This window comes from Flavobacterium sp. KBS0721, assembly GCF_002007065.3.
GTDB classification, from domain to species: Bacteria; Bacteroidota; Bacteroidia; order Flavobacteriales; family Flavobacteriaceae; genus Flavobacterium; species Flavobacterium piscis.
Window position 1 is genome coordinate 287,733 of record NZ_CP042170.1, and the last position, 23,001, is coordinate 310,733.

General features: G+C 33.8%; 22 protein-coding genes and 2 tRNA genes. 10 read left to right on the top strand and 14 right to left on the bottom strand.

Annotated elements, in window-relative coordinates:
- Positions 1-52 precede the first annotated feature (52 nt).
- Complete coding sequence (locus B0M43_RS01370) at positions 53-2,464, top strand: prolyl oligopeptidase family serine peptidase (RefSeq protein ID WP_078005918.1); 2,412 nt, start codon at positions 53-55, stop codon at positions 2,462-2,464.
- A gap of 85 nt (positions 2,465-2,549) precedes the next feature.
- Here B0M43_RS01370 and B0M43_RS01375 read toward each other — a convergent pair whose 3' ends face one another.
- From B0M43_RS01375 to B0M43_RS01385, 3 genes are all read right to left on the bottom strand, one after another.
- Positions 2,550-3,500: an ABC transporter ATP-binding protein gene (locus B0M43_RS01375; protein ID WP_065450946.1), complete on the bottom strand. Its 951-nt coding sequence runs from the start codon at positions 3,498-3,500 to the stop codon at positions 2,550-2,552.
- Between the two features lie 105 nt (positions 3,501-3,605).
- Positions 3,606-4,301, bottom strand: a complete 696-nt coding sequence (locus B0M43_RS01380; RefSeq protein ID WP_065450945.1) for an OmpA family protein — start codon at positions 4,299-4,301, stop codon at positions 3,606-3,608.
- Positions 4,302-4,327: 26 nt separating this feature from the next.
- A complete protein-coding gene (locus tag B0M43_RS01385; RefSeq protein ID WP_065451190.1) occupies positions 4,328-4,828 on the bottom strand; it encodes a lipocalin family protein in 501 nt (166 codons plus the stop codon).
- A 203-nt stretch (positions 4,829-5,031) separates the two neighbouring features.
- On the opposite strand from B0M43_RS01385, the gene htpG reads away from it, so the two are divergent.
- Positions 5,032-6,915, top strand: coding sequence for a molecular chaperone HtpG (htpG, locus tag B0M43_RS01390; RefSeq protein ID WP_065450944.1), 1,884 nt, complete (start codon positions 5,032-5,034; stop codon positions 6,913-6,915).
- Between the two features lie 175 nt (positions 6,916-7,090).
- On the top strand, positions 7,091-7,810 hold the full coding sequence (locus tag B0M43_RS01395) for a DUF4369 domain-containing protein (RefSeq protein WP_065450943.1): 720 nt from the start codon (positions 7,091-7,093) through the stop codon (positions 7,808-7,810).
- Positions 7,811-7,964: 154 nt separating this feature from the next.
- Here the strand turns inward: B0M43_RS01395 and B0M43_RS01400 are convergent, their stop codons facing one another.
- The 8 genes from B0M43_RS01400 to idi form a co-directional block, all read right to left on the bottom strand.
- The gene (locus tag B0M43_RS01400; RefSeq protein WP_065450942.1) at positions 7,965-8,423 is read right to left on the bottom strand and encodes a DUF5362 family protein; all 459 of its coding nucleotides are present in this window, start codon (positions 8,421-8,423) and stop codon (positions 7,965-7,967) included.
- Positions 8,424-8,739: 316 nt separating this feature from the next.
- Positions 8,740-8,813, bottom strand: a tRNA-Thr gene (locus B0M43_RS01405).
- A gap of 71 nt (positions 8,814-8,884) precedes the next feature.
- Positions 8,885-8,958 (bottom strand) — tRNA-Thr (locus B0M43_RS01410).
- Between the two features lie 78 nt (positions 8,959-9,036).
- Positions 9,037-9,303, bottom strand: a complete 267-nt coding sequence (locus B0M43_RS01415) for a hypothetical protein (protein WP_026982865.1) — start codon at positions 9,301-9,303, stop codon at positions 9,037-9,039.
- Between the two features lie 57 nt (positions 9,304-9,360).
- Positions 9,361-10,329, bottom strand: a complete 969-nt coding sequence (locus tag B0M43_RS01420) for a type I phosphomannose isomerase catalytic subunit (RefSeq protein WP_078005919.1) — start codon at positions 10,327-10,329, stop codon at positions 9,361-9,363.
- A 53-nt stretch (positions 10,330-10,382) separates the two neighbouring features.
- Positions 10,383-10,841, bottom strand: coding sequence for a peroxiredoxin (locus tag B0M43_RS01425; RefSeq protein ID WP_065450940.1), 459 nt, complete (start codon positions 10,839-10,841; stop codon positions 10,383-10,385).
- A 3-nt stretch (positions 10,842-10,844) separates the two neighbouring features.
- Positions 10,845-11,255, bottom strand: coding sequence for a 6-carboxytetrahydropterin synthase (locus B0M43_RS01430; RefSeq protein ID WP_065450939.1), 411 nt, complete (start codon positions 11,253-11,255; stop codon positions 10,845-10,847).
- 22 nt (positions 11,256-11,277) lie between these two features.
- Positions 11,278-11,805 carry an isopentenyl-diphosphate Delta-isomerase gene (gene idi / locus B0M43_RS01435; protein ID WP_065450938.1) on the bottom strand — a complete coding sequence of 176 codons (528 nt, stop codon included), beginning with the start codon at positions 11,803-11,805 and terminating at the stop codon, positions 11,278-11,280.
- A gap of 295 nt (positions 11,806-12,100) precedes the next feature.
- Here idi and msrB point away from each other — a divergent pair, with 295 nt between their 5' ends.
- The 3 genes from msrB to B0M43_RS01450 all read left to right on the top strand — a co-directional run bounded on the left by msrB (position 12,101) and on the right by B0M43_RS01450 (position 14,902).
- The gene (gene msrB / locus B0M43_RS01440) at positions 12,101-12,655 is read left to right on the top strand and encodes a peptide-methionine (R)-S-oxide reductase MsrB (protein WP_078005920.1); all 555 of its coding nucleotides are present in this window, start codon (positions 12,101-12,103) and stop codon (positions 12,653-12,655) included.
- Between the two features lie 7 nt (positions 12,656-12,662).
- Positions 12,663-13,280, top strand: a complete 618-nt coding sequence (gene msrA / locus B0M43_RS01445) for a peptide-methionine (S)-S-oxide reductase MsrA (RefSeq protein ID WP_078005921.1) — start codon at positions 12,663-12,665, stop codon at positions 13,278-13,280.
- 218 nt (positions 13,281-13,498) lie between these two features.
- Positions 13,499-14,902, top strand: coding sequence for an aminopeptidase P N-terminal domain-containing protein (locus tag B0M43_RS01450; protein ID WP_078005922.1), 1,404 nt, complete (start codon positions 13,499-13,501; stop codon positions 14,900-14,902).
- Between the two features lie 107 nt (positions 14,903-15,009).
- Here B0M43_RS01450 and B0M43_RS01455 read toward each other — a convergent pair whose 3' ends face one another.
- Positions 15,010-16,101: a hypothetical protein gene (locus B0M43_RS01455; protein WP_078005923.1), complete on the bottom strand. Its 1,092-nt coding sequence runs from the start codon at positions 16,099-16,101 to the stop codon at positions 15,010-15,012.
- Positions 16,102-16,109: 8 nt separating this feature from the next.
- Entirely contained in the window at positions 16,110-17,669 is a 1,560-nt protein-coding gene (locus B0M43_RS01460) for an NAD(P)/FAD-dependent oxidoreductase (RefSeq protein ID WP_078005924.1), read from the bottom strand.
- Between the two features lie 480 nt (positions 17,670-18,149).
- Here B0M43_RS01460 and B0M43_RS01465 point away from each other — a divergent pair, with 480 nt between their 5' ends.
- Positions 18,150-18,389, top strand: coding sequence for a hypothetical protein (locus tag B0M43_RS01465; protein WP_078005925.1), 240 nt, complete (start codon positions 18,150-18,152; stop codon positions 18,387-18,389).
- Between the two features lie 116 nt (positions 18,390-18,505).
- Here B0M43_RS01465 and recQ read toward each other — a convergent pair whose 3' ends face one another.
- On the bottom strand, positions 18,506-20,701 hold the full coding sequence (recQ, locus tag B0M43_RS01470) for a DNA helicase RecQ (RefSeq protein ID WP_065450932.1): 2,196 nt from the start codon (positions 20,699-20,701) through the stop codon (positions 18,506-18,508).
- Between the two features lie 87 nt (positions 20,702-20,788).
- Here recQ and B0M43_RS01475 point away from each other — a divergent pair, with 87 nt between their 5' ends.
- The 3 genes from B0M43_RS01475 to B0M43_RS01485 are packed head-to-tail and all read left to right on the top strand — an operon-like array spanning position 20,789 to position 22,915.
- Positions 20,789-21,754 carry an SIS domain-containing protein gene (locus B0M43_RS01475; protein WP_078006173.1) on the top strand — a complete coding sequence of 322 codons (966 nt, stop codon included), beginning with the start codon at positions 20,789-20,791 and terminating at the stop codon, positions 21,752-21,754.
- Complete coding sequence (gene tatC / locus B0M43_RS01480) at positions 21,754-22,569, top strand: twin-arginine translocase subunit TatC (RefSeq protein ID WP_078005926.1); 816 nt, start codon at positions 21,754-21,756, stop codon at positions 22,567-22,569. Before B0M43_RS01475 ends, tatC begins: the two co-directional genes overlap by 1 nt.
- Positions 22,562-22,915: a carboxymuconolactone decarboxylase family protein gene (locus B0M43_RS01485; protein WP_078005927.1), complete on the top strand. Its 354-nt coding sequence runs from the start codon at positions 22,562-22,564 to the stop codon at positions 22,913-22,915. Before tatC ends, B0M43_RS01485 begins: the two co-directional genes overlap by 8 nt.
- Positions 22,916-23,001: the final 86 nt, after the last annotated feature.

The following is a 23,001-nucleotide window of genomic DNA, read 5'->3' on the forward strand; positions in this document are numbered from 1 at the left end:
CTTTAGTCAAACATTATGAAAAGCATTTTTTTAAACTCCTAAAATTCAAATTATGAAATTAAAGGTTACTCTCCTCTTATTTCTAAACATGGGCTTTTTTGCCTTTGCTCAGGAAAACCTAACCTATCAAAAACCTTCTAAATCTATATTAGATCTAGCCGATTATCAAAGAGCTCCAACAGTATCTATGGATACTAAAAAGGAAACCATGTTACTAATATACAGAAACACCTATAAAACATTAGACGATTTAAACCAGGAAGAGCTTCGTTTAGGTGGACTGAGAATTAATCCGGTAACTAATATATCGAGTACGGTTACTTATACTACCAATCTTAAATTAAGAAAGATTAGCTCAAAAAACGAAACACAAGTTGCAGGATTGCCTGAAAATGCTAAAATAAGCAACATTTCATGGTCGCCAAATGATAAGAAAATTTTGTTTTCGCATACTACAAATTCAGGCGTAGAACTTTGGGTTGTAGATGTAGCAACGGCAAAAGCAGCAAAACTTACCGATGCGACTGTTAACGCAAATCTTGGCAATCCGTTTAGCTGGTTTTTAGACAATGAAACTATTCTGGTAAAAATGCTTCCTAAAAACAGAAAGCCTTTATTAGATTCTAAAAAAGATTTACCAACAGGTCCAATTATTTCAAGTACATCAGGTGCAAAATCTCAAAACAGAACCTATCCTGATATGTTGAAAAATCAAAATGACGAAATTAATTTTGAAAATATCATTACTTCAGAATTGTACAAAGTCAGCCTTAACGGAACTGCGACTCTGTTTAAAGAAGCGGCAATGTATGCGGGAGAAAGAATTTCACCAGATGGTAATTATATTATGTTAACAACTATTCAGAAACCATTTTCATATGTGGTACCTCTATACAGATTTCCATCTAAAACAGTTGTTTATGATGCAAGAGGAAAAGAAATTAAAACGGTTAATGAAGTTCCTTTAAACGAAATAATTCCTAAAGGTTTTATGGCCGTTAGAAAAGGAAAAAGAGAAATGGCCTGGAGAAACGACAAACCGGCTACGTTATCTTATGTTGTAGCTCTTGATGAAGGAGATCCAGCAAATAAAGTTGATTTTAGAGACGAAGTTTTTCTTTGGGATGCGCCTTTTGCAAACAATGCAACAACTTTAGCAAAAGTACCTCAACGTTATAACGACATAGTTTGGGGTAATGATAATATTGCTTTTCTTACTGACGAATGGTACGACACCCGAAATACAAAAACGTATTTAATAAATCCGTCTAACCCAAGCCAGCAGCCAAAAGTTATTACAGACAGAAACCAGCAAGATGTTTACTCAGATCCCGGAATTTTTGAAACTAAAAAGAATGAATACAATAAATATGTGTTAGCCATCGAAAAAGACAATGCATATCGCATTGGCGAAGGATATACAAAAGAAGGACAATTCCCTTTTATTGATGAATTTAATTTAAAAACGTTACAGTCAAAACGCCTTTATACTTCGACTTATAAAGACAAAAAAGAAGATTTATTAGGGATCGAGGATTTTAAAACCGGAAAAGTTTTAGTTCAGATTCAGTCTAAAAGTGACTATCCTAATTATTATTTCAGAAATATTAAAAAACAAAATAGCATTACGCCAATTACATCTTTCCAAAATCCTTTTGAAAGTATTAAAAACGTAAGTAAAGAAGTTATTAAATACAAACGTAAAGATGGTGTTGAACTTTCCGGAACTTTATATTTACCTGCCGGTTATGACAAAGTCAAAAAAGAGAAACTACCGTTATTAATCTGGGCTTATCCGGCTGAATACAAAGACAAAAACAGTGCAGGCCAATCGACTCAAAACTCAAACGAATTTACGTTTCCTTATTACGGATCATTTGTGTATTGGGTAACCAAAGGATATGTGGTTCTTGACGATGCTGCTTTTCCTATTATTGGCGAAGGAACTACAGAACCTAACGACAACTTTATACCTCAATTGGTAGCCAATGCCGAAGCTGCTATTGATGCTGTAGATGCTTTAGGATATATCAACCGTAAAAAAGTAGCGGTGGGAGGACATTCATACGGCGCTTTTATGACTGCTAATTTATTGACACATTCTAACCTGTTTGCTTGCGGAATTGCGAGAAGTGGTGCTTACAACAGAACCTTAACTCCATTTGGTTTTCAAAGCGAACAACGTAATTATTGGGAAACTCCTGAGGTTTATACTGCAATGTCTCCTTTTATGAATGCAGACAAAATGAAAACGCCGCTTTTATTAGTTCATGGTGAAGCTGATAATAATCCAGGTACTTTTACTTTGCAAACAGAGCGTTATTACCAAGCACTAAAAGGTTTGGGAGCCACTACAAGAATGGTAATTTTACCTAAAGAAGCACATAGTTATGTTGCCAAAGAAAACATCTTACACCTACTTTGGGAACAAGATCAATTTTTAGAGAAGTATTTAAAAAACTAAATTTCATTTATTTTCGATAATAAAAAAACCCGACAGAATTTAAATTCTGTCGGGTTTTGTATTTTAAGATTAGAAAATTATCTAATTACAAATAGTTTAAACCTAAAAATATTTCCTGTTCAAGAGGCAAATCGATTTCACTTTCAAAAAACACCAATTGTCTTTTATAAACCGTTTCAATCAGATAATGATTTCCTCTAAAATAAGTTTTTCTAATTTTTACCGGCAAATTCGATTCATTGACCATTTTAAACTGATGCGGATATACCAAAGTCTTATGCGTTTGATCTTCATAAGAAAGTAATAAATGAGTAGGAACTTCATTTACTTCTCCAAAAAGTGATGCTACATATTTAGTTTCAGGATCTTCGTAAATTTTTACCGGATTGTCTTTTACAATAACTTCTCCGTTTCGCATCACAATCGCTTCATCTGCAAAAGATAAAGCATCCGTACTATCATGGGTTGCAATAATGCAGGTAATTCCCTTTTGTTTTAAATATTTAAATAAATTTCGGCGCAAAGCATTTTTACGAAAAGCATCTATTTGGCTAAAAGGTTCATCTAATAAAATTACTTCAGGCTCTAAAGCCAGAACTCTTACCAGCGCCACTCTTTGTTGCTGACCTCCGCTTAAAAACTTCGCTTTTACATTCGAAAATTGCTCCATTTCTACCATTTCCAACAATTCCTGAACACGAAGTTTTTTCATGTTCGCAAAACCATTCGAAAGAAACTTACCAACGTTTTCTGCAACAGTTTCAAAAGGTGACAAATCAAAATCCTGTGCCAGATATTTCATATAAGGCATTCCCGGAATCAAATTGTATTTAGGGCCTAAAATAGGTTTTTCGTTATAAAAAATCTTGCCTTCATTTAAATCATATAAACCATACAGTAATTTAAGAAGCGTACTTTTTCCGCAGCCGCTTTCACCAATAATAGCAATATTTTCTCCTTTATTGATAGTAAAAGAAACGTTTTTTATAACAGGGTTTTCGGTATACGAAAAAGAGATATTTTGAATGTCGAGCATGGGTTATGTTTGAAAGCACAAATTTACAATGTTTAATTTCTAAAGTCAAAAAAAAGCTGCTTCAAATATGAAACAGCTTTTAAGAAATTTTATTGCGTTTGAAACCTATTTTCCAGCTTCTGCTTTTGCATCATTTACCATTTTGTCGTTTGCAGTAATAGAAAATTCTACACGACGGTTTTGGGCTCTTCCTTCAGGAGAATCATTAGTTGCAATAGGATCAGCAATTCCTAAACCAGAAGTTTTGAAACGACTTGATTTTAGTCCTTTTGAAGCTAAATAAGCTTGAACAGATGCAGCTCTTTGTCCTGAAAGTGTCAAATTGTATTCTGGTTTTCCTGTATTATCAGTATAACCAAAAATTTGAATATCAGTATCTCCGTATTCATTAAATACAGGAACTAATTTATCTAAATTTGCTTTTGCCTGAGTTGTTAAAGTCGATTTGTTTGTATCAAAACGAACAGAATTTTCATTTAAAGTTAAATGGATTCCTTCACCTACTCTTTCTACAGAAGCTCCTGGTAAAGCCTGATCGATTTCACGAGCTTGTTTGTCCATTTTGTTTCCAATAAGAGCTCCAGTTCCACCACCTACAGCAGCACCAATTGCAGCACCTAAAGCAGCGTTTCCGCCTTTCCCTAAATTATTTCCTAAAATACCTCCAATAAGACCACCGGCAACTACACCAATTCCTGCGCCTTTTTGTGTATTATTTGCGTTTTTTACTGAATCGCAACTTGTAAAGAAACTTACCAATACAAGTAAACTGCTCAAACCTAAAACTGTTATCTTTTTCATATTATATATTTTATATTTTTTTAATTTTAATTAGCTCTTTGAAATTGGTAAACAACGTCTTTAACTTGTCCGCCAACATTAATATTATCGATTAACTGAAAAGAACTTTCAGTAACACCAGCAACTTTTAATAAGTAACCATCTCTTACTTTTTTCGCTTTTTCACCGGCATTAAGAATTTTAAGAACAAAAAGTCCCTGATTGTTAATACTCCACACGATTGGCGAGCTAAAACCAGTACAGCTTGGCGCAGTTAGTGCCATCGTACCTTTATTGTTATTTGAAATAAAACTCCATGTACTACCAATAAAGCATTTAGAATCTGCAAGATCAAAAGAATTTACTTTGATATATTCAGAACCGGGATAAGAAACATTGGTTAAAACCCAATTTCCTTTAAGAGCAACTTGAGTAGATTTATCAAGTTTAGTCGATAGCGAAGTGCCTTCTGTTGAAGCTGTTGTCGAAGCTGATTTACACGCGAATAACATCGTGGCGATCATGCAAATGAAAATAATTTTCTTCATTTTGTACATTTATTTAAGTTAATACTTACTTATTTAACAATTATTATACCACAAAGATACAATTCATAAGAATATCATTTGTTTTACAATCTGATTATTTTCTTTCAGAATTAACACTTGCGACATTTTGTCACTAAAAAAGCAATTGGTATTCTATTTGAAGAAATGAGAATCATCACATTAAACTAAAAAATTAAAAAAATATGACAACAGGTAAAATTAATGTTTCGGTAGAAAACATCTTTCCCTTAATCAAAAAGTTCTTGTACAGCGATCACGAAATCTTTTTACGTGAGTTAATTTCGAACGGAACCGATGCTACTTTAAAGCTAAAACATTTAATTAGTATTGGAGAAGCCAAAGTTGAATATGGTAATCCTTTTATCGAAGTGAAAATCGATAAAGAAGCAAAAAAAATTCACATTATCGACCAGGGTCTTGGGATGACAGCTGATGAAGTTGAAAAATACATCAATCAGGTTGCTTTTTCAGGAGCCGAAGAATTCCTTGACAAATACAAAGATTCTGCAAAAGATTCTGGTATTATCGGACACTTTGGTCTTGGTTTTTACTCTGCCTTTATGGTGGCTGAAAAAGTAGAAATCATTACAAAATCATACAAAGACGAACCAGCTGCACACTGGACATGTGACGGAAGCCCTGAATTTACTTTAGAGCCGGCTGACAAAACTTCACGTGGTACAGAAATCATCCTGCATATTGCCGAAGATTCTCTTGAATTTTTAGAAGATTCAAAAATCAGTGGATTATTAAACAAGTACAACAAGTTTATGCCTATTCCGATTAAATTCGGAACAAGAACAGAAACACTTCCAAAACCGGAAGATGCTCCTGAAGATTACGTAAATGAAACTGTTGAAACTGACAACATCATCAATAATCCAAACCCGGCCTGGACAAAACAGCCAACTGAATTATCTGATGAAGATTATAAAAACTTCTACAGAGAATTGTATCCAATGCAATTTGAGGATCCGTTGTTTCACATTCATTTAAATGTAGACTATCCATTCAACTTAACCGGAATTTTGTACTTCCCTAAGTTAGGATCTGATATGCAAATTCAGAAAGATAAAATTCAATTGTACCAAAACCAGGTTTACGTTACCGATAACGTAGAAGGAATTGTACCTGAATTTTTGACAATGTTAAAAGGAGTTATTGACTCACCGGATATCCCATTGAACGTTTCCCGTTCAGGATTACAAGCGGATGGTGCAGTTAAGAAAATCTCTAACTATATCACTCGTAAAGTTGCTGATAAACTAAAAGCTTTATTCAACGAAAACCGTGCTGATTTTGAAGCTAAATGGAACGATATTAAAATCGTTTTAGAATACGGAATGCTTTCTGAAGATAAATTCTACGAAAAAGCAGGTGCATTTGTTTTGTATCCAACGGTTGATGATACTTATTTTACTCTTGAAGAATTAAAAGAAAAATTAAAAGAAAACCAAACGGATAAAGACGGAAAACTGGTAGTACTGTACGCTGGAAATAAAGAAGCACAACATTCTTATATTGAAACAGCAAAAGAAAAAGGATACGAAGTTTTACTTTTAGATTCTCCTATTATTTCGCACTTGATTCAAAAAATTGAAGGTGACAATAAAGATGTAACTTTTGTACGTGTAGATTCTGATCATATTGATAATTTGATCAAAAAAGATGAGAACACGATTTCTAAATTATCTGATGAAGAAAAAGAAACTTTAAAAACTTCATTAGAAGCTTATATCCCTAAAGCGTATAGTGTACAGCTAGAAGCTATGGATAGTCAAGCTGCTCCGTTTATCATCACGCAGCCTGAATTTATGCGTAGAATGAAAGAAATGAGCCAATCCGGCGGTGGAGGAATGTTTGGAATGGGTAATATGCCGGAAATGTACAATTTGGTAGTAAATACCAACTCTGATTTGGCAACCAATATTCTGAATACTGAAGACAAAACACATCAGGAACACTTGGTAAAACAAGCTTTAGATCTTGCTAAATTATCGCAAAACCTTTTAAAAGGAGAAGCTTTAACGGCGTTCGTAAAAAGAAGTTTTGAAATGATTAAATAATATTTTTAATCGCATAAATATTTAAAAATCCTGTAAGCTGAGCTTACAGGATTTTTTTATGCTTTTATTTTCTAAAACCTTAAAATAGATTGTAATTTATTTTTCGGAAAAATTAAACACTACATCATTACATTCAAACTATTTTCTTTATTTTGCAGCAAAATCTAAAAAACCAATGAAAAAATCAATTATTGCTTTTGTTACACTCGCAGTATTAGCATCTTGTAGCAAAAAAGAATCTACCGACAACTTGCACCTTACAGGAAATATAAAAGGATTAAAAAACGGGACTTTATACATTCAAAGAATCGTTGACACCTCTCTTGTAGCTATTGACAGCATTAAAATAGACGGAGACTCTTCTTTTGAAAGCGACATTAAACTGGAATCTCCAGAGGTACTTTATTTATACCTGGATCGTGGCGTTACCAATTCATTAGACAATAACATTTTGTTTTTTGCTGAACCTGGTAATATTAATATCGACACCAACTTAGACAACTTTATCTATAATGCCAAAATTACCGGATCTAAAAATCAGGAACTATATGATGAGTACAAAAAAATAAACTCTCGTTTTAATGATGAAAATCTGTCTTTGGTAGAATCAAGATTTAAAGCTACAAAAAGACAAGACCAAAAAGCTCTTGATAGTATAAACACGAAACAAGAATCTAACATCAAAAGAAAATACTTGTATGCTACAAACTTTGCTCTTAACAATAAAGATCACGAAATAGCCCCTTATATTGCTTTATCTGAGATTTACGACATCAATGTTAAATTCCTTGATACAATTCAAAAATCAATGACTCCTAAAGTAGCGCAATCTCTTTACGGAAAAAAACTAACGAAATATGTTGCAGACATTAAAAAAGAGCAACAAAAACAATAATACAGCATTGATAAAAACAAAAAAGTCCTGAGAAATCTCAGGACTTTTTTATTTATAGTAAACTCCAAATTTTTAAATTCCAAACTATAACGAAATCAACTTTATAATTAAATTGGAATTTGGAATTTTTAAAGATTTGATTTTTTATTTCATTTTATCTTCCTAACAAAGCTCCAAACATAGAAAGGATAAATATTAATCCGTACAATACTAAAATAGCAAGCGTAAAAATACCAAGGAATTTGTAATGAGATTTTAAATACCCAAAAGAGCTGGTTAGTGCTTCAGTATCGTTATCTCTAAACGCTTTTTTTGCATTAGATGCAAATTTGAATAAATAATAAACCGGGAAGAAATAAATTGCTCCAATAATAAAATACACAATTCCTATTACTACCCCAAAAGAACCTCCCATAGCGCTCGCTCCCGGGATCATACTTCCCATCGCTGCGAAAAAGGTTCCTGCAAAAACTGCAATTAGCATGATAAGCCCAATACCTACAAATCCTACTATTGATAAAAAGTAGGCCCATTTTGCGGTTTCTTTTAAAAAGTCTTTTGCAGATTGATCGAGTTGCAACTCAAATTTTTCAAAAACTGAATTTTCTTCCATTTGTTAAATATGTTTTGGTTAAGAAACAAACATAAGAAAAATATGGTTACAATTTTTCATCAAAGCAAATTCCCAATTAAATAATAACATTAAAATTCAAAATCCCAATCATACTTGCAATAAAACAATTCGTTCCAAAGGCCTTAACTATTAGATAATAATAAATTTCAATATTCGATATCAAAGTTGAAGCTGAAGGATTTTAATTCAAAAATCTCAATCATTTGGAATTTGGAATTTTCAAATATTGGAATTTCTCTTTTTTTGTTTTTCGGGCAAAAAAAAACCACCACTAAAAAGTGATGGTTTTACGTTGAGCCGGCGGAGGGACTCGAACCCACGACCTGCTGATTACAAATCAGCTGCTCTAGCCAACTGAGCTACGCTGGCGACTCATTACGGATGCAAATAATTTGCTCTTTTTTAAATAAAAACCACCACTAAAAGTGATGGTTTTGTTGAGCCGGCGGAGGGACTCGAACCCACGACCTGCTGATTACAAATCAGCTGCTCTAGCCAACTGAGCTACGCTGGCGACTCATTACGGGTGCAAATATAAAGCGGTTTTTCGTTTTACCAAAATAAATTTGCACTTTTTTATACTTTTTTTTGCTTACAATTCGTTGATTTTAGCAATCAATTGATTAGCAGTTTCTTCCAATTCAACATTGATTTGTTTAAAGTGCGCTTTTTTATTTTCAACGTTCTTAGCATTCACTTTTGTGATCAAAGTATCAAAAGCAGCGATAGCCTGATCGATCAAAGCGTTCGTTTCTGGAGTAGGATTTCCTGTTGTAGACATTTCGAATAAGTAAATTGCCTCAATAATATCTCCTAATACGAAGTTGATGTCTTTCTTTAAATTTTTAACGTTTGCCATTTTTATTTTAATTTTAATTTGCGACTGCAAAAGTACACATAATCTTTCTATTAAGTGCTATGAAATGTAAATTTCTAAAATAGAAGCTTTTCCACTCAAAATAAATGCATTTATCTCAGCCGGCACCAAAACCGTATCTCCTTTTATATACGATTGTTTGAAACCTTCATATTCAATTTCAAAACTCCCTTCGATACACATATAAACCGTAAAAGTTTCTCCTGATTTAGCCACCTCAACTTTATTTTCTAAAGGAATAAAATTCGTGGTAAAATAAGGGCAATCTACCACAGTATTCGAAGTATTTACTTTTGTCTCATATTTCTTCTGCGTTTCTACCTTATTATAGTTGATAGCATCAAGAGCTAAATCTACATGAAGTTCTCTTGTATTTCCCTGAGCATCTTTTCGATCAAAATCGTATAAGCGGTATGTAATATCAGATGTCTGCTGAATTTCAGCTACTACCAATCCTGCACCAATAGCATGAACGGTTCCGGTTTCTAAAAAGAAAACGTCGCCGGATTTTGCTTTTACGGTATCTAAAATCGAAACCAGCGTTTTATCCTCTAAATGTTTTAAGTATTCCTCTTTGCTGGAATTTTCTTTAAAACCAACAATAATTCTCGCATCGGCATCAGCTTGCGTTACATACCACATTTCGGTTTTACCAAAAGAGTTATGACGTTCTTTTGCTAATGCATCGTTTGGATGTACTTGTATCGAAAGATCTTCACGTGCATCTAAATATTTAAAAAGCAACGGAAATTGTTTTCCGAATTGATTGTACACTTTTGTTCCCAGAATTTCATTAGGCATTTCATCAATAAGCTGCATCAATGATTTTCCTTTCAAAACTCCATTAGAAACAACACTTACATCACCTTCTACGGTTGATAACTCCCAACTTTCGCCGGTTATTTTAGAAGTAATTGGTTTATTTAAAATTGTTTTTAACTTCTCTCCTCCCCAAATTCTATCTTTAAGAATAGGGTCAAATTGTAAAGGGTATGATTTTATACTCATGTTTTCTTAAGGCTAATATCTTTATTAATATAATTCCGATCTGATATTTTTTTCTACAATACTAATTCTTTGACAGTTTCAAGTGCTTTCGGGATGTGTTTTCCGGCATTCATACTATCAAAAATCAAAATAACAACACCGTTTCTGTCAATCACATACGTTACTCTTCCTGGCAAAAGACCAAATAAGTTATCGCGAACCCCAAAAAGGTGTCGCAATTTTTTATCCTGATCAGATAAGAGTATAAAAGGCAACTGATGTTTGTTGGCAAATTTGTGATGTGATTTTACACTATCGCTGCTTATACCAATAACTTCAGCACCAAGATCCTTAAAATCTTCATATTGATCTCTAAAGCTACAAGCTTCAGTAGTACATCCTGGCGTATTATCTTTTGGGTAAAAATAAATCACTATAGGCTTTCGACCCAAAACACTTTGGCTTTCAAAAACTTCTCCATGACTATCTTTTGCAGTAAAATTCGGAACTATATCTCCTATTTTTAGTGACATTTATTATTCTCCTTTATAAGTTACAAAATTACGATCCGTTTCATTCAAAACGATTTCTAGGTCAAAATCGGGTTGAATTCTTTTTCTAATTTTATTCCATATCACAACAGCAATATTTTCTGCAGTTGGATTCAAATCCTGAAATTCCGGAACATCCAGATTCAGGTTTTTGTGATCAAACGGAATCTCTACTTCTTCAAGTATAATATCCGCTAATACTTTCACATCTAAAACAAAACCAGTTTCCGGGTCAATTTTTCCTGTAACACTTACTGTTAAACCATAATTATGACCATGAAAATTGGGATTATTACATTTTCCAAAAACAGCATTGTTTTTTTCAAATGTCCAATCTTTTCTGTGCAATCGATGTGCAGCATTAAAATGCGCTTTTCTTGATATGGTTACTTTCATTTTGGTGGTTGGTTAGTCTGGGTTAAAGCTTATGATCTTCTAAATAATGATCAAATTCATCAAATATTATTTTAAACCAAACGGTATAAATTTCAGGTTGTTTCTCAATATCAGCTTTTACATCTTCTATCTTCATCCATTTCCAGTCTTCGACTTCTTCAGGATTGATGGCCGGATCATCATTATAATAACCAATCATAACATGATCGAGTTCATGCTCAGTTAAACCATTATCAAAAGGAGCTTTATAAATAAAATGAAAGAGTTCTTTCAAATCGGCTTTAAAACCCATTTCCTCAAACAATCTTCTGCTTCCGGCTTCAACATTCGTTTCACCTTCACGCTGATGGCTGCAACATGTATTGGTCCAGAGTAAAGGCGAGTGGTATTTTTGATGAGCGCGTTGCTGCAGCATAATTTCGTTTTTATTATTTAGAATAAAAACCGAAAAAGCGCGATGCAATACTGCTTTTTCATGTGCTTCTAATTTTGGCATTAAACCAATCTGCTCATCGTTTTGATTTACTAATATTACGTTTTCTTCTGTCATAAGGCTTATTGATCAAACAAAAATACGAAAAAAGAAATGGCTTGAAAATTCTAGCAGAGATTGTGAAAAGTTTAACGAGCATTGCATTTTACAAAAAACTGATTAACAACAAAATACAGATCATTCAAGCTAAAAAATCCTTTAAAAACAAGCTGTAAAAACTAAAACTGAATGTTTTACGTACATAATAAAAGTTAAAACATACTTAAAAAAATCTCAATTGTACAATCCACAGGATTTCAACGCGAAATCTAGTTGTATCTTTGAGACCACAGAATTAAAGCACTCAAAAACAATGAAAACAAAAACCCAAATCTTCAGTCTTTGCTTTTTAATTCCGCTTTTTATTTTACAGGCATGCGGACAAAGCGCAAAAAAAACAAACACCAAAACAGTAGTCATGGAAAACAAAATCAGCAAAACAGGAAATCCATATTATTCGAATACAGATACAACCAAACTCAATGTGAGTAATGCTGAGTGGAAAAAAGTATTACCCGAAGATGTTTATGACGTAATGCGAAATGCAGATACCGAACGACCTTTTACCGGAAAGTACTGGAATACAGATGAAAAAGGAACATACTATTGCGCTTCTTGCGGCAACTTACTTTTTCGTTCCGGAGCAAAATTTGCCAGCAACTGCGGATGGCCAAGCTTTTTTGAACAAGACAATAAAAAAAGTGTAGTATATAAAAATGATAACTCTTTGGGAATGGAAAGAATCGAAGCGCTATGCGGACGTTGCGGCGGTCATTTAGGTCATTTATTTGATGACGGACCGGAACCAACCGGAAAACGTTATTGCATGAATTCGATCGCACTTGACTTTGTTCCTGATTCTAAATAAAACAACAATGAAAAATATATTTCTGATTGCCATTTTTGCATTATCCCTGAACGGGTTTGCACAAAATACGAAAGCGAAAAGTGCTTCAAACCTTGAAACGATAACACTTGGCGGAGGCTGTTATTGGTGTGTTGAAGCCGTTTACGAAAATTTAGACGGAGTAAAATCTGTAGTTTCCGGTTTCTCCGGAGGTAAAGTAGCCAACCCTACTTATGAAGATGTCTGCACAGGAACAACAGGTCATGCTGAAGTTGTGCAGGTAACGTATGATAAAACGAAAACAGACATAAATGAAATTTTTCAGGTTTTCTTTACGGTTCACGATCCAACGACATTAAATCGTCAGGGTGCAGATGTCGGGACTCAATATCGCTCTGTAATTTTTTATAAAACTGAAGAACAGAAAAAAGCAGCCCAAAGCATTATTGCCGAGCTTAATAAAGCAAAGGTTTACAATAGTCCGATCGTGACAAAAGTTGAACCTTTTAAAGTTTTCTACAAAGCCGAAGATTATCACCAAAATTATTATGCAAACAACAAGAATCAACCGTATTGCAAAATGGTAATTCAGCCTAAAATAGAAAAATTTGAAAAAGTTTTTAAAGACAAATTAAAAAAGAAATAACAGACTTTTATATTGGTTAATAATAGTTGCCGTTCATGAAAATGAACGGTTTTTTTATTTTTTTTTGCCACGAGTTTCACGAATTATTACGAATTAGAATTAAACATTCTAAAGAAAAAAATTCGTGGAGATTAGTAAAATTCGTGGCAAACTTTTTTCTCCAATAGCAATTCATATTTTTTGTAATTTGCAACCACAAACCAATTAAAAACCACAAAATGAAGCAATTATTTTTATTCTTTGCCTTATTCATTACAATTTCTCAAATTCAATCTCGGGAGAATTTACCAACAGATTATCTTTCGAAAGAATTTCATAAAGGCCGTAGGGAAGCATTTAGAAATCTAATGCCCTCAAATTCTGTAGCTGTTGTTTTTTCTTATCCTGAAAGAGTATTCTCAAAAGACATTAATTATAATTATCATCAAAATCCTGATTTATATTATTTGTCAGGATATAAAGAACCTGATGCTGTTTTATTCATTTTTAAAGAAACTCAGGGAACAGAAAAATACAATGAAGTTCTTTTTGTAAGAGAAAGAAATGCGTCAAAAGAAACGTGGACAGGAAGACGATTAGGAACCGAAGGCGCAAAATCTAAACTAGGTTTTACCACAGTTTATAACGGGAAAGATTTCAAAGATTTTAAAATCGATTTTAAAAAGTTCGACAAGATAATTTACGATAAAATCCCCACAGATATTGGCAATGACAAAAGCGGATTTGACCTGTATGGTTTATTGGAAAACTTTAAAACCAAAGCTGCGATTATACAACAAAATACAGCATCAAATGACTTATTTACAAATATAACCAATTCGCTTAGAGAAATAAAAACTCTGGAAGAGATGGAGTTAATGCGTAAAACTGTAAAACTTTCCTGCATTGCGCATAACGAAGTTATGAAAGCCGTTGGACCAGATATGAGCGAAAATGAAGCCGACGGAATTCACGCTTACGTTCACAGACACTACGGTGCCGAAGGCGAAGGTTATCCGCCAATTGTAGGTGCCGGCGCAAACGGATGCATCCTGCACTACGGAGAAAATAACGCTACAAAAATCGACAACCAATTATTATTGATGGATGTGGGTTCTGAATATCACGGTTATTCTGCAGATGTTACCAGAACAATTCCCGCAAACGGAAAATTCACCGAAGAACAAAAAGCCATTTATCAATTGGTATATGAATCGCAGGAAGAGGTTTTTAAAATTTGCAAACCAGGAACGCCAATTCAGGATTTAAATGAAAGATCCAGAGAAGTTATTGCGTCAGGATTAATTAAACTTGGCATTATTACAGATCCTAAAGATGCCAGAATATATTATCCGCACGGCTGTTCGCATTTTCTTGGTTTAGATGTTCATGACAAAGGAAACTATATGGGTAATCTAAAAGAAAACATGGTGCTCACCGTTGAACCCGGAATTTATATTCCCGCAAACAGCAAATGCGATAAAAAATGGTGGAATATTGGCGTTCGTATCGAAGATGATATCGCCATCACAAAAGATTCATACGAAAATTTATCAGCAGAATCTCCTAGAAAATGGCAGGATGTCGAAAAATTAGCGGCTCAAAAAAGTACTTTCAACGAAATGAAATTTCCTAAGATATAATTAGATTTTTTTTCGCCACTAAATTCACGAATTAGCACAAATTAATGAGTGTATATTCGTGAAATTCGTGGCGAAAATATTTTTGATCTTATAATCTGTCGGTATATTTACAAACTATCCACTTCAATTTTAGTCAATTCAGACAATTGTAAAATTCTGGGAACGTCATTTTTATTCGCCACAAAAAACAAATAATTATCTCCGTGGGTATCGTAGCTCATTAATTCAAGACCTCTTTTTTCTAAAGCCGATTGAATATAAGGAAACAAATCATGACTATAGGTTTCTTCCGGATAGTCGAAATTAAGATCTTCGCCTATCATTTCTGAGATAAAATATTCAGCATCTTCAGGATCAAATTTCCAGTCGCTGTTCCATGCATCGATACTTTCGAAAAAATCCCATTGCCCTTTCACGATATCATGATATTCTGTATGACCTTTTTTAAAATTCTTTAAAAGTTTCTTTGATTGTTTTTGAACCAATTTTTCATCTACATCTCCTCTTGAAACCAATTTTATAAACTCTTCAAAAGTTTCCTGTGTAACCTCAACTTCTTCTGGTAATAGCTTTTCTTGCGAAGGAAGTTCGATATCTTCAGGCAATTCTATTTCTAAATATTCACAAATTCCCTGTAAAACCCTTTCGAACTCCTTAAATCCTATTTTCTGTGTATCATTTTTAGGCTCCTTTATATCAATAGATTCCGTTTCTAATATTCCTTTTGTGTAATCCATAAAAAAACTATTATTATAGAGCATTCTAAAATCATTAGTTTCTAAACTATTGGTACAGCAAAAAAAGATTACGAAATTATGCAAAACATGTTTCAGGTATTTTTTCGCTTCCGGAGTTGGTTCTGTATAAAACTGAATATGAATATAATCGTACTCTAATTCCTGAAGCATTTGTTCTTCTGAAACGGGTCCGATATTGATCTTTTTATAAATTTCGTTTAATACTTCGTAGGCGTTTTTAAAACCCGCTTTCTTAATTTCATTTTGTGCTTCTTCATAATTAAATGAACCGGGAAATGAATATAAATTCACCAAAACAGTATCATGAATTCCTTTTATTTTAAATTCCAGTTTATTATCCTCATTATACAAATAAGAATAAATGGCATCCATAACATCAAAAGAAACAATTGATTTTGGATCGTTATTTCGACCAAATAAATTAGAAAAGAAGTCTTTCATATGATATATTATTTTAAAGTTTCAGCAATCATCAAAGCACATTTTTCGCCATCAATAGCGGCTGATATAATTCCGCCCGCATATCCTGCTCCTTCTCCACACGGATACAAGCCTTTTATTTGCAAATGCTCATAAGTAATGGGATCTCTCGGAATACGAACAGGTGATGAAGTTCTGCTTTCCGGCGCATGCAAAATAGCTTCATTGGTCAAATAACCACGCATCGATTTTCCGAATTCTTTAAATCCTTCGCGTAAAATCTGAGATAAAAATCCCGGAAAAACCTGCCCCATTTCTACCGAGGTCGTTCCGGGAACATAAGACGTTTTCGGAATATCTGCCGAAACTTTATTTTGGGTAAAATCGATCATTCGCTGCGCAGGAACTTTTTGAGTTTCCCCAGCCAAATGCCAAGCTTTTTGCTCGATACTTTTTTGGAATTCCATTCCGGCCAAAGCACCAAATTTTGCAAAAGGCTTAAAATCTTCCAATTTCAGCTCAATCACAATTCCTGAATTTGCTGTAACCTGATCGCGTTTAGATGGCGACCAGCCGTTTGTAACTACTTCGCCCGGACTTGTAGCGCAAGGTGCAATTACACCTCCAGGACACATACAAAACGAATACATTCCTCGGCCGTTTACTTGTTTTACAATCGAATAAGGTGCGGGAGGCAAATGTTCGCCACGATAATCGCAACTATATTGAATACTATCTATTAGTTCTTGCGAATGTTCTGCACGAACTCCTAAAGCAAAAGGTTTTGCTTCGATAAAAATTTTCTTTTTGTCTAACAATTCAAAAATATCACGCGCCGAATGTCCAGTTGCTAAGATCAATTTATTAGCCAGAATCTTGTCTCCGTTTTGAGTAACGATTCCTTCAACTTCATTATTTTTTACCAGAATATCAGTTACTCGTGTATCAAATAAAACCTGACCTCCAAATTCGATGATTTTATTTCGGATATCTTCTATAATTTTCGGCAATTTATTTGTCCCGATATGCGGATGCGCTTCTATCAAAATATCTTCTGAAGCTCCAAAAGCCACAAGAAGCTCTAAAATTTTGGTTACATCGCCACGTTTTTTAGAACGTGTATATAATTTTCCATCAGAATAAGTTCCTGCTCCGCCTTCTCCAAAACAATAATTAGAATCTTCGTTTACCAAATGATCTACATTTATTGCTTTTAGATCACGTCTACGTCCTCGAACATTTTTTCCGCGTTCGATAACTATTGGCTTTAAGCCTAATTCTATTAATTGCAAAGCAGCAAAAAGTCCTGCCGGACCTGCGCCAACGACAATCACTTCCTGAGCCGAAGAAACATCCTTATATATTGGTAGCGCTATTTTAGTTTCCTGGAAAGTTTCGCCTTGCAGATAAATAATAACCTTCAAATTGATTTTTATCGCTTTTTGACGTGCATCAATAGAACGTTTTAAAATAGAAATATGTTGAATTTCCTTAGGAGAAACCTTTATTTGTTTAGACAAATAGTCTTTTAGCAACAATTCGTTTGCAGCTATTTCCGGCGTTACCTGAAGTAAAAGTTCTCTTGGCATTGTATCTTATTTATTCAATTAGCTTTTCTATTTATGAAAAGAACATGCAAAAATACTATTTTGAAATGACTTTATATAATTAACCGCGAAGTGCACTAAGTTTTATTTTTTAATCTCGCAGAGTCGCGAAGACGCAAAGTTTTTTATTTTCTTTGCGACTCTACAAAAATAAAGCAGTATATGATAAAGATTTTGAATCAAAAAAAAATAGCGTGCCAGCATAAAAATGCATAAACACGCTATACAGTCTAGCTCTATGGCTGACTAAGGCTACAAATTTAATAATATAAAAGATAAATAACCAAGACAGCTAAAAATAAAATTTATATTTATTAGGAAATCAACACAGAATCTCTGTGGCTCTACAGAAAAAAACTCAGTCCCGATAGCTATCGGGATAGCATCTCAGAACCTCAGTACCTTTTTTTCAAAATAGACTTTGTACCTTTGTGCCTATCAACCTTTGCACGTAAAAAAATAATGTCTAGAAAAATAAAACTAATTTGGGATTTTCGTGGTCCGGCTTCTGCAAAAACAGCTGAACATCACGAAATTCATTTGAAAGAATATATCACCATAGAAAAACTTCCGCTAAATATTACGGGTTTTAAAATTGTAAACGATCTGCATGCTACCGCTTTTATGGTAGTAACCGATGAAAATATGATTCAGATAAGAGATGCTTTGAAACCGCATCGGGGGGAAGTATTTGAAGAATAAATTCCAATAAAAAATTCCAAATTCCAATTGCAGCTGCGCTTGAAATTTGGAATTTATATTTTACTATTTGTTTTATTTCTTTTAGAATTTGGGTTTTAAAAAATTGGAATTTAAATTTAATTTGCAACCTCGCTGATAAATTTAATTCGCATCAACCTTAATTCATCAATATCATAATCGCCATCGAATTCTTTAAGAGCGTCTTCGATTTTATCTGATTCTGATTCCATGAAGTAATCGTGAATTTCTTCTTGCTGATCGTCATCCAGCATATCATCAACCCAATATTTGATGTTTAGTTTTGTACCAGCGTAAACAATCTGCTCCATTTCTTTGATCAAAGCATCCATCGAAAGTCCTTTTGCAGATGCAATATCATTTAGGGATAATTTTCGATCTATATTCTGAATAATGTACAATTTATTTGCTGAATTTACTCCGGTAGATTTTACCACTAAATCGTCTGGACGGATAATATCATTATCTTCTACATAACGATTAATCAGAGTTACAAAATCATTACCATATTTCTTTGCTTTTCCTTCACCAACACCGTGAATATTATATAATTCAGTTAAAGTAATTGGGTATTTTAGAGCCATATCCTCGAGAGAAGGATCCTGAAAAACAACAAAAGGAGGAACTCCCAGTTTTTTAGCTACTTTTTTACGCAGTTCTCGCAACATCCCCATTAAAACTTCATCAGCAGTTCCTGATGATTTTGCTGCGGTTACAATTGCTTCATCTTCAGATTCATTATATTCATGATCTTCAGACATCATAAAGGATACTGGATTTTTAATAAAGTTCAAACCTTCTTTTGTGATTTTAACCACACCGTAAGTTTCGATATCTTTAGATAAATAACCTGCAACAAGAACTTGTCTCAATAATGCCATCCAGTATTTTTCGTCATGATCTGATCCTGAACCAAAAAAGGATTGCGTATCGGTTTTATGCGCTTTTATTACAGCATTAACCCTACCTATTAAAGTAAAGACAATTTCTTTTGATTTATAAATGTGTTTAGTATCACGAACAATTTCAAGCAATTTAACAGCCTGATCTTTCGCTTCGACTTTACTTTTAGGATTACGAACGTTGTCATCCATATCTGCACCTTCACCGGTTTCGCTATCAAACTCTTCACCAAAATAGTGCAATAAGAATTTTCTGCGTGACATTGAGGTTTCGGCGTAAGCCACCACTTCCTGCAATAAAGCAAAACCTATTTCTTGTTCGGCAACTGGTTTACCGGACATGAATTTCTCCAGCTTTTCTACATCTTTATAAGAGTAATAAGCCAAACAATGTCCTTCTCCCCCATCACGACCGGCACGACCCGTTTCCTGATAATAACTTTCGAGCGATTTTGGAATATCGTGATGTATTACAAAACGAACGTCTGGTTTGTCAATTCCCATCCCGAAAGCAATTGTTGCTACAACGACATCTACGTCTTCCATCAAGAACATATCCTGATGTTTGGCTCGTGTTTTAGCATCTAAACCTGCATGATAAGGAACCGCACTGATTCCGTTTACTTGTAAAACTTCGGCAATCGACTCTACTTTTTTACGGCTTAAGCAGTAAATAATTCCTGATTTGCCATTATGTTGTTTGATAAACCGAATAATATCCGATTCTATATTTTTAGTTTTTGTCCGAACTTCGTAGTATAAATTCGGCCTGTTGAATGATGCTTTAAAAGTATTGGCATCAGACATGTCCAGGTTTTTAAGAATGTCTTCCTGAACTTTTGGAGTTGCAGTTGCGGTAAGACCAATTATAGGTACTTGCCCCAATTGTTTGATTATATTTTTCAGGTTTCGGTATTCAGGCCTAAAATCATGCCCCCATTCTGAAATACAGTGTGCTTCATCAATAGCTACAAACGAAATAGGTACGCTTTGTAAAAAAGCTACATATTCTTCTTTGGTTAAAGATTCCGGCGCTACATACAAAAGTTTGGTTAATCCAGAAGTAATATCTTTTTTTACTTGTGCGATTTCTGTTTTAGTAAGAGAGGAATTTAAGACATGTGCAATTCCGTTTTCTGAAGAAAGACTTCTAATGGCATCAACCTGATTTTTCATCAAAGCAATTAAAGGAGAAACAACAATAGCTGTTCCGTCCTGAATTAAAGCGGGTAATTGATAACAAAGAGACTTTCCACCGCCAGTAGGCATGATTACGAATGTATTCTTTTTGTTTAAGATACTCGTAATGACTTGCTCCTGCAAACCCTTAAATTGGCTAAAGCCGAAATACTTCTTTAATTCCTTGTGTATTTCAATTTCGTTTGAATTCATTCTTTATATTAATGGATATTTTGTATAAATTTGCAACACATAAAGATACAACTTTCTTTTATACATACAAATTTAAAATATCCTGTTTTGATTACAAAAGAAAATATATTGGCGATTGCCAAGAAAACAATACTCTCTGAAAGTGAAGCAATTACAAAGCTTATTGATTTTTTAGACGAAAATTTTTACGAAGCTGTCCAACGTATTTACGAAACCAAAGGCCGATTGATCGTTACAGGCATCGGAAAAAGCGCCATCATTGCTCAAAAAATGGTAGCGACTTTTAACTCTACAGGAACACCTTCTATGTTTTTACATGCCTCAGAAGCCATTCATGGTGATTTAGGAATGATCCAAAACGAAGATATTATCATCTGCATTTCCAAAAGCGGAAACAGTCCTGAAATTAAAGTTTTGGTGCCGTTATTAAAACGCTTTGGCAATACCTTAATTGCAATAACAGGAAACGTAACTTCATTTCTGGCAAAAGGTTCTGACTATGTTTTGAACACAACAGTCGAGATGGAAGCTTGTCCCATAAATTTAGCTCCAACAAATAGTACTACAGCACAACTTGTTATGGGTGATGCCCTTGCCGTTTGTTTGATGGAAATGCGCGATTTTAAACCTGAAGATTTTGCTGTATATCACCCAGGTGGAGCTTTAGGTAAAAAATTATTGCTTCGCGTAAAAGACATGATTGAACATTCGTTAAAACCAATGGTAACGCCGGATACTTCGGTTAAAAAAGTTATTTTTGAGATCTCTGAAAAACGATTGGGAGTTACAGCAGTAATCGAAAATGATAAAATAATTGGAATTATTACCGATGGAGACATCCGAAGAATGCTAAATGACGTAGATACTATAGCTGACTTAACCGCAAGAGATATAATGTCAAAAAATCCTAAAACAGTATCTTCAGAAACTATGGCGGTTGACGCCTTAAATATTTTAGAAGATTTTTCGATAACGCAGCTTATCGTTTCAGATAACGGAGAGTACAAAGGAGTATTACATTTACATGACATTTTAAAAGAAGGAATCGTATAATGGCAAAAAAGAACCTTGGCGAGATGTCATTTTTAGACCATCTTGAAGAACTTAGATGGTTATTAGTTAGAAGCACAATTGCAATATGCATTATGGCTTTTTTTACTTATTTCATAAGTGATTATTTATTTGATCAGATCATTTTAGGCCCTATAAGACCTACATTTTTTACCTATGTGTGGTTTTGCGATCTATCTCATGCACTTGGTTTCGCCGATAGCATTTGTATTACCGAACTGAATTTCATTATTCAAAACACTGAAATGGAAGGACAGGTAAATATTTTTGTATGGATGTGTCTTTTAGCCGGTTTCATACTAAGTTTCCCTTTTATTTTATGGGAACTTTGGAAATTTATTAGCCCTGCTTTATACGAAAAAGAAAGAAAAAATGCCAAAGTATTCATTTTTACTTCTTCTTTACTTTTCTTTTTAGGAGTCTTGTTCGGGTATTTTGTTGTAATTCCAATGTCTGTGAATTTCGTCGCTACATTCTCTGTGAGTGATGTGGTAAAAAACCAATTTACATTAGATTCTTATATGGGAATGGTAAAAACGAGTATCCTCGCAAGCGGATTGTTTTTTGAATTGCCAATCATTATATATTTCCTGACTAAATTAGGATTAGTAACTCCTGATTTCTTAAGAAAATATTGGAAATATGCCGTTGTAATTATTTTAATTGTAGCTGCAATTGTAACTCCTCCGGATGTAGTAAGCCAGACTATTGTAGCAATACCAATGCTGATTATTTACGAAGTGAGTATCCTTATTTCGAGGATTGTTTATAAAAATAAATTGAAAGAAAATGTCTGATATTGTACAAGAATTTAACGACTATCGTTCTAAAATGAACGAAAAATTACTCGCTGATAATAACAAAATTGTAAAGCGAATTTTTAACCTTGACACGAATGCATATGCAGCCGGAGCTCTTGATGTAAAAACAAAAGAGCTTTTAGGATTGGTAGCTTCGACAGTTTTACGCTGTGATGATTGTGTAAAATATCACTTAGAAACCAGCCATAAAGAAGGGGTTACCAAAGAAGAAATGATGGAAGCAATGGGAATTGCAACTCTGGTTGGAGGAACAATTGTAGTACCTCATTTAAGAAGAGCTTACGAATTTTGGGAAGCTTTAGAGGAAGCCGAAACTAAATAATTGTTAATACGTTTATTTGCTGAATCGTTTATTCGTTAATTTGTACCGAATAAACGATTCTAACGTTTAAACGATTAAACTTTAAA

Bases quoted from the DNA above. Each gene is read 5' to 3' on its own strand.
- B0M43_RS01370 (WP_078005918.1), top strand. From the start codon at position 53: ATGAAATTAAAGGTTACTCTCCTCTTATTTCTAAACATGGGCTTTTTT.
- B0M43_RS01375 (WP_065450946.1), bottom strand. From the start codon at position 3,500: ATGCTCGACATTCAAAATATCTCTTTTTCGTATACCGAAAACCCTGTT.
- B0M43_RS01380 (WP_065450945.1), bottom strand. From the start codon at position 4,301: ATGAAAAAGATAACAGTTTTAGGTTTGAGCAGTTTACTTGTATTGGTA.
- B0M43_RS01385 (WP_065451190.1), bottom strand. From the start codon at position 4,828: ATGAAGAAAATTATTTTCATTTGCATGATCGCCACGATGTTATTCGCG.
- htpG (WP_065450944.1), top strand. From the start codon at position 5,032: ATGACAACAGGTAAAATTAATGTTTCGGTAGAAAACATCTTTCCCTTA.
- B0M43_RS01395 (WP_065450943.1), top strand. From the start codon at position 7,091: ATGAAAAAATCAATTATTGCTTTTGTTACACTCGCAGTATTAGCATCT.
- B0M43_RS01400 (WP_065450942.1), bottom strand. From the start codon at position 8,423: ATGGAAGAAAATTCAGTTTTTGAAAAATTTGAGTTGCAACTCGATCAA.
- B0M43_RS01415 (WP_026982865.1), bottom strand. From the start codon at position 9,303: ATGGCAAACGTTAAAAATTTAAAGAAAGACATCAACTTCGTATTAGGA.
- B0M43_RS01420 (WP_078005919.1), bottom strand. From the start codon at position 10,329: ATGAGTATAAAATCATACCCTTTACAATTTGACCCTATTCTTAAAGAT.
- B0M43_RS01425 (WP_065450940.1), bottom strand. From the start codon at position 10,841: ATGTCACTAAAAATAGGAGATATAGTTCCGAATTTTACTGCAAAAGAT.
- B0M43_RS01430 (WP_065450939.1), bottom strand. From the start codon at position 11,255: ATGAAAGTAACCATATCAAGAAAAGCGCATTTTAATGCTGCACATCGA.
- idi (WP_065450938.1), bottom strand. From the start codon at position 11,805: ATGACAGAAGAAAACGTAATATTAGTAAATCAAAACGATGAGCAGATT.
- msrB (WP_078005920.1), top strand. From the start codon at position 12,101: ATGAAAACAAAAACCCAAATCTTCAGTCTTTGCTTTTTAATTCCGCTT.
- msrA (WP_078005921.1), top strand. From the start codon at position 12,663: ATGAAAAATATATTTCTGATTGCCATTTTTGCATTATCCCTGAACGGG.
- B0M43_RS01450 (WP_078005922.1), top strand. From the start codon at position 13,499: ATGAAGCAATTATTTTTATTCTTTGCCTTATTCATTACAATTTCTCAA.
- B0M43_RS01455 (WP_078005923.1), bottom strand. From the start codon at position 16,101: ATGAAAGACTTCTTTTCTAATTTATTTGGTCGAAATAACGATCCAAAA.
- B0M43_RS01460 (WP_078005924.1), bottom strand. From the start codon at position 17,669: ATGCCAAGAGAACTTTTACTTCAGGTAACGCCGGAAATAGCTGCAAAC.
- B0M43_RS01465 (WP_078005925.1), top strand. From the start codon at position 18,150: ATGTCTAGAAAAATAAAACTAATTTGGGATTTTCGTGGTCCGGCTTCT.
- recQ (WP_065450932.1), bottom strand. From the start codon at position 20,701: ATGAATTCAAACGAAATTGAAATACACAAGGAATTAAAGAAGTATTTC.
- tatC (WP_078005926.1), top strand. From the start codon at position 21,754: ATGGCAAAAAAGAACCTTGGCGAGATGTCATTTTTAGACCATCTTGAA.
- B0M43_RS01485 (WP_078005927.1), top strand. From the start codon at position 22,562: ATGTCTGATATTGTACAAGAATTTAACGACTATCGTTCTAAAATGAAC.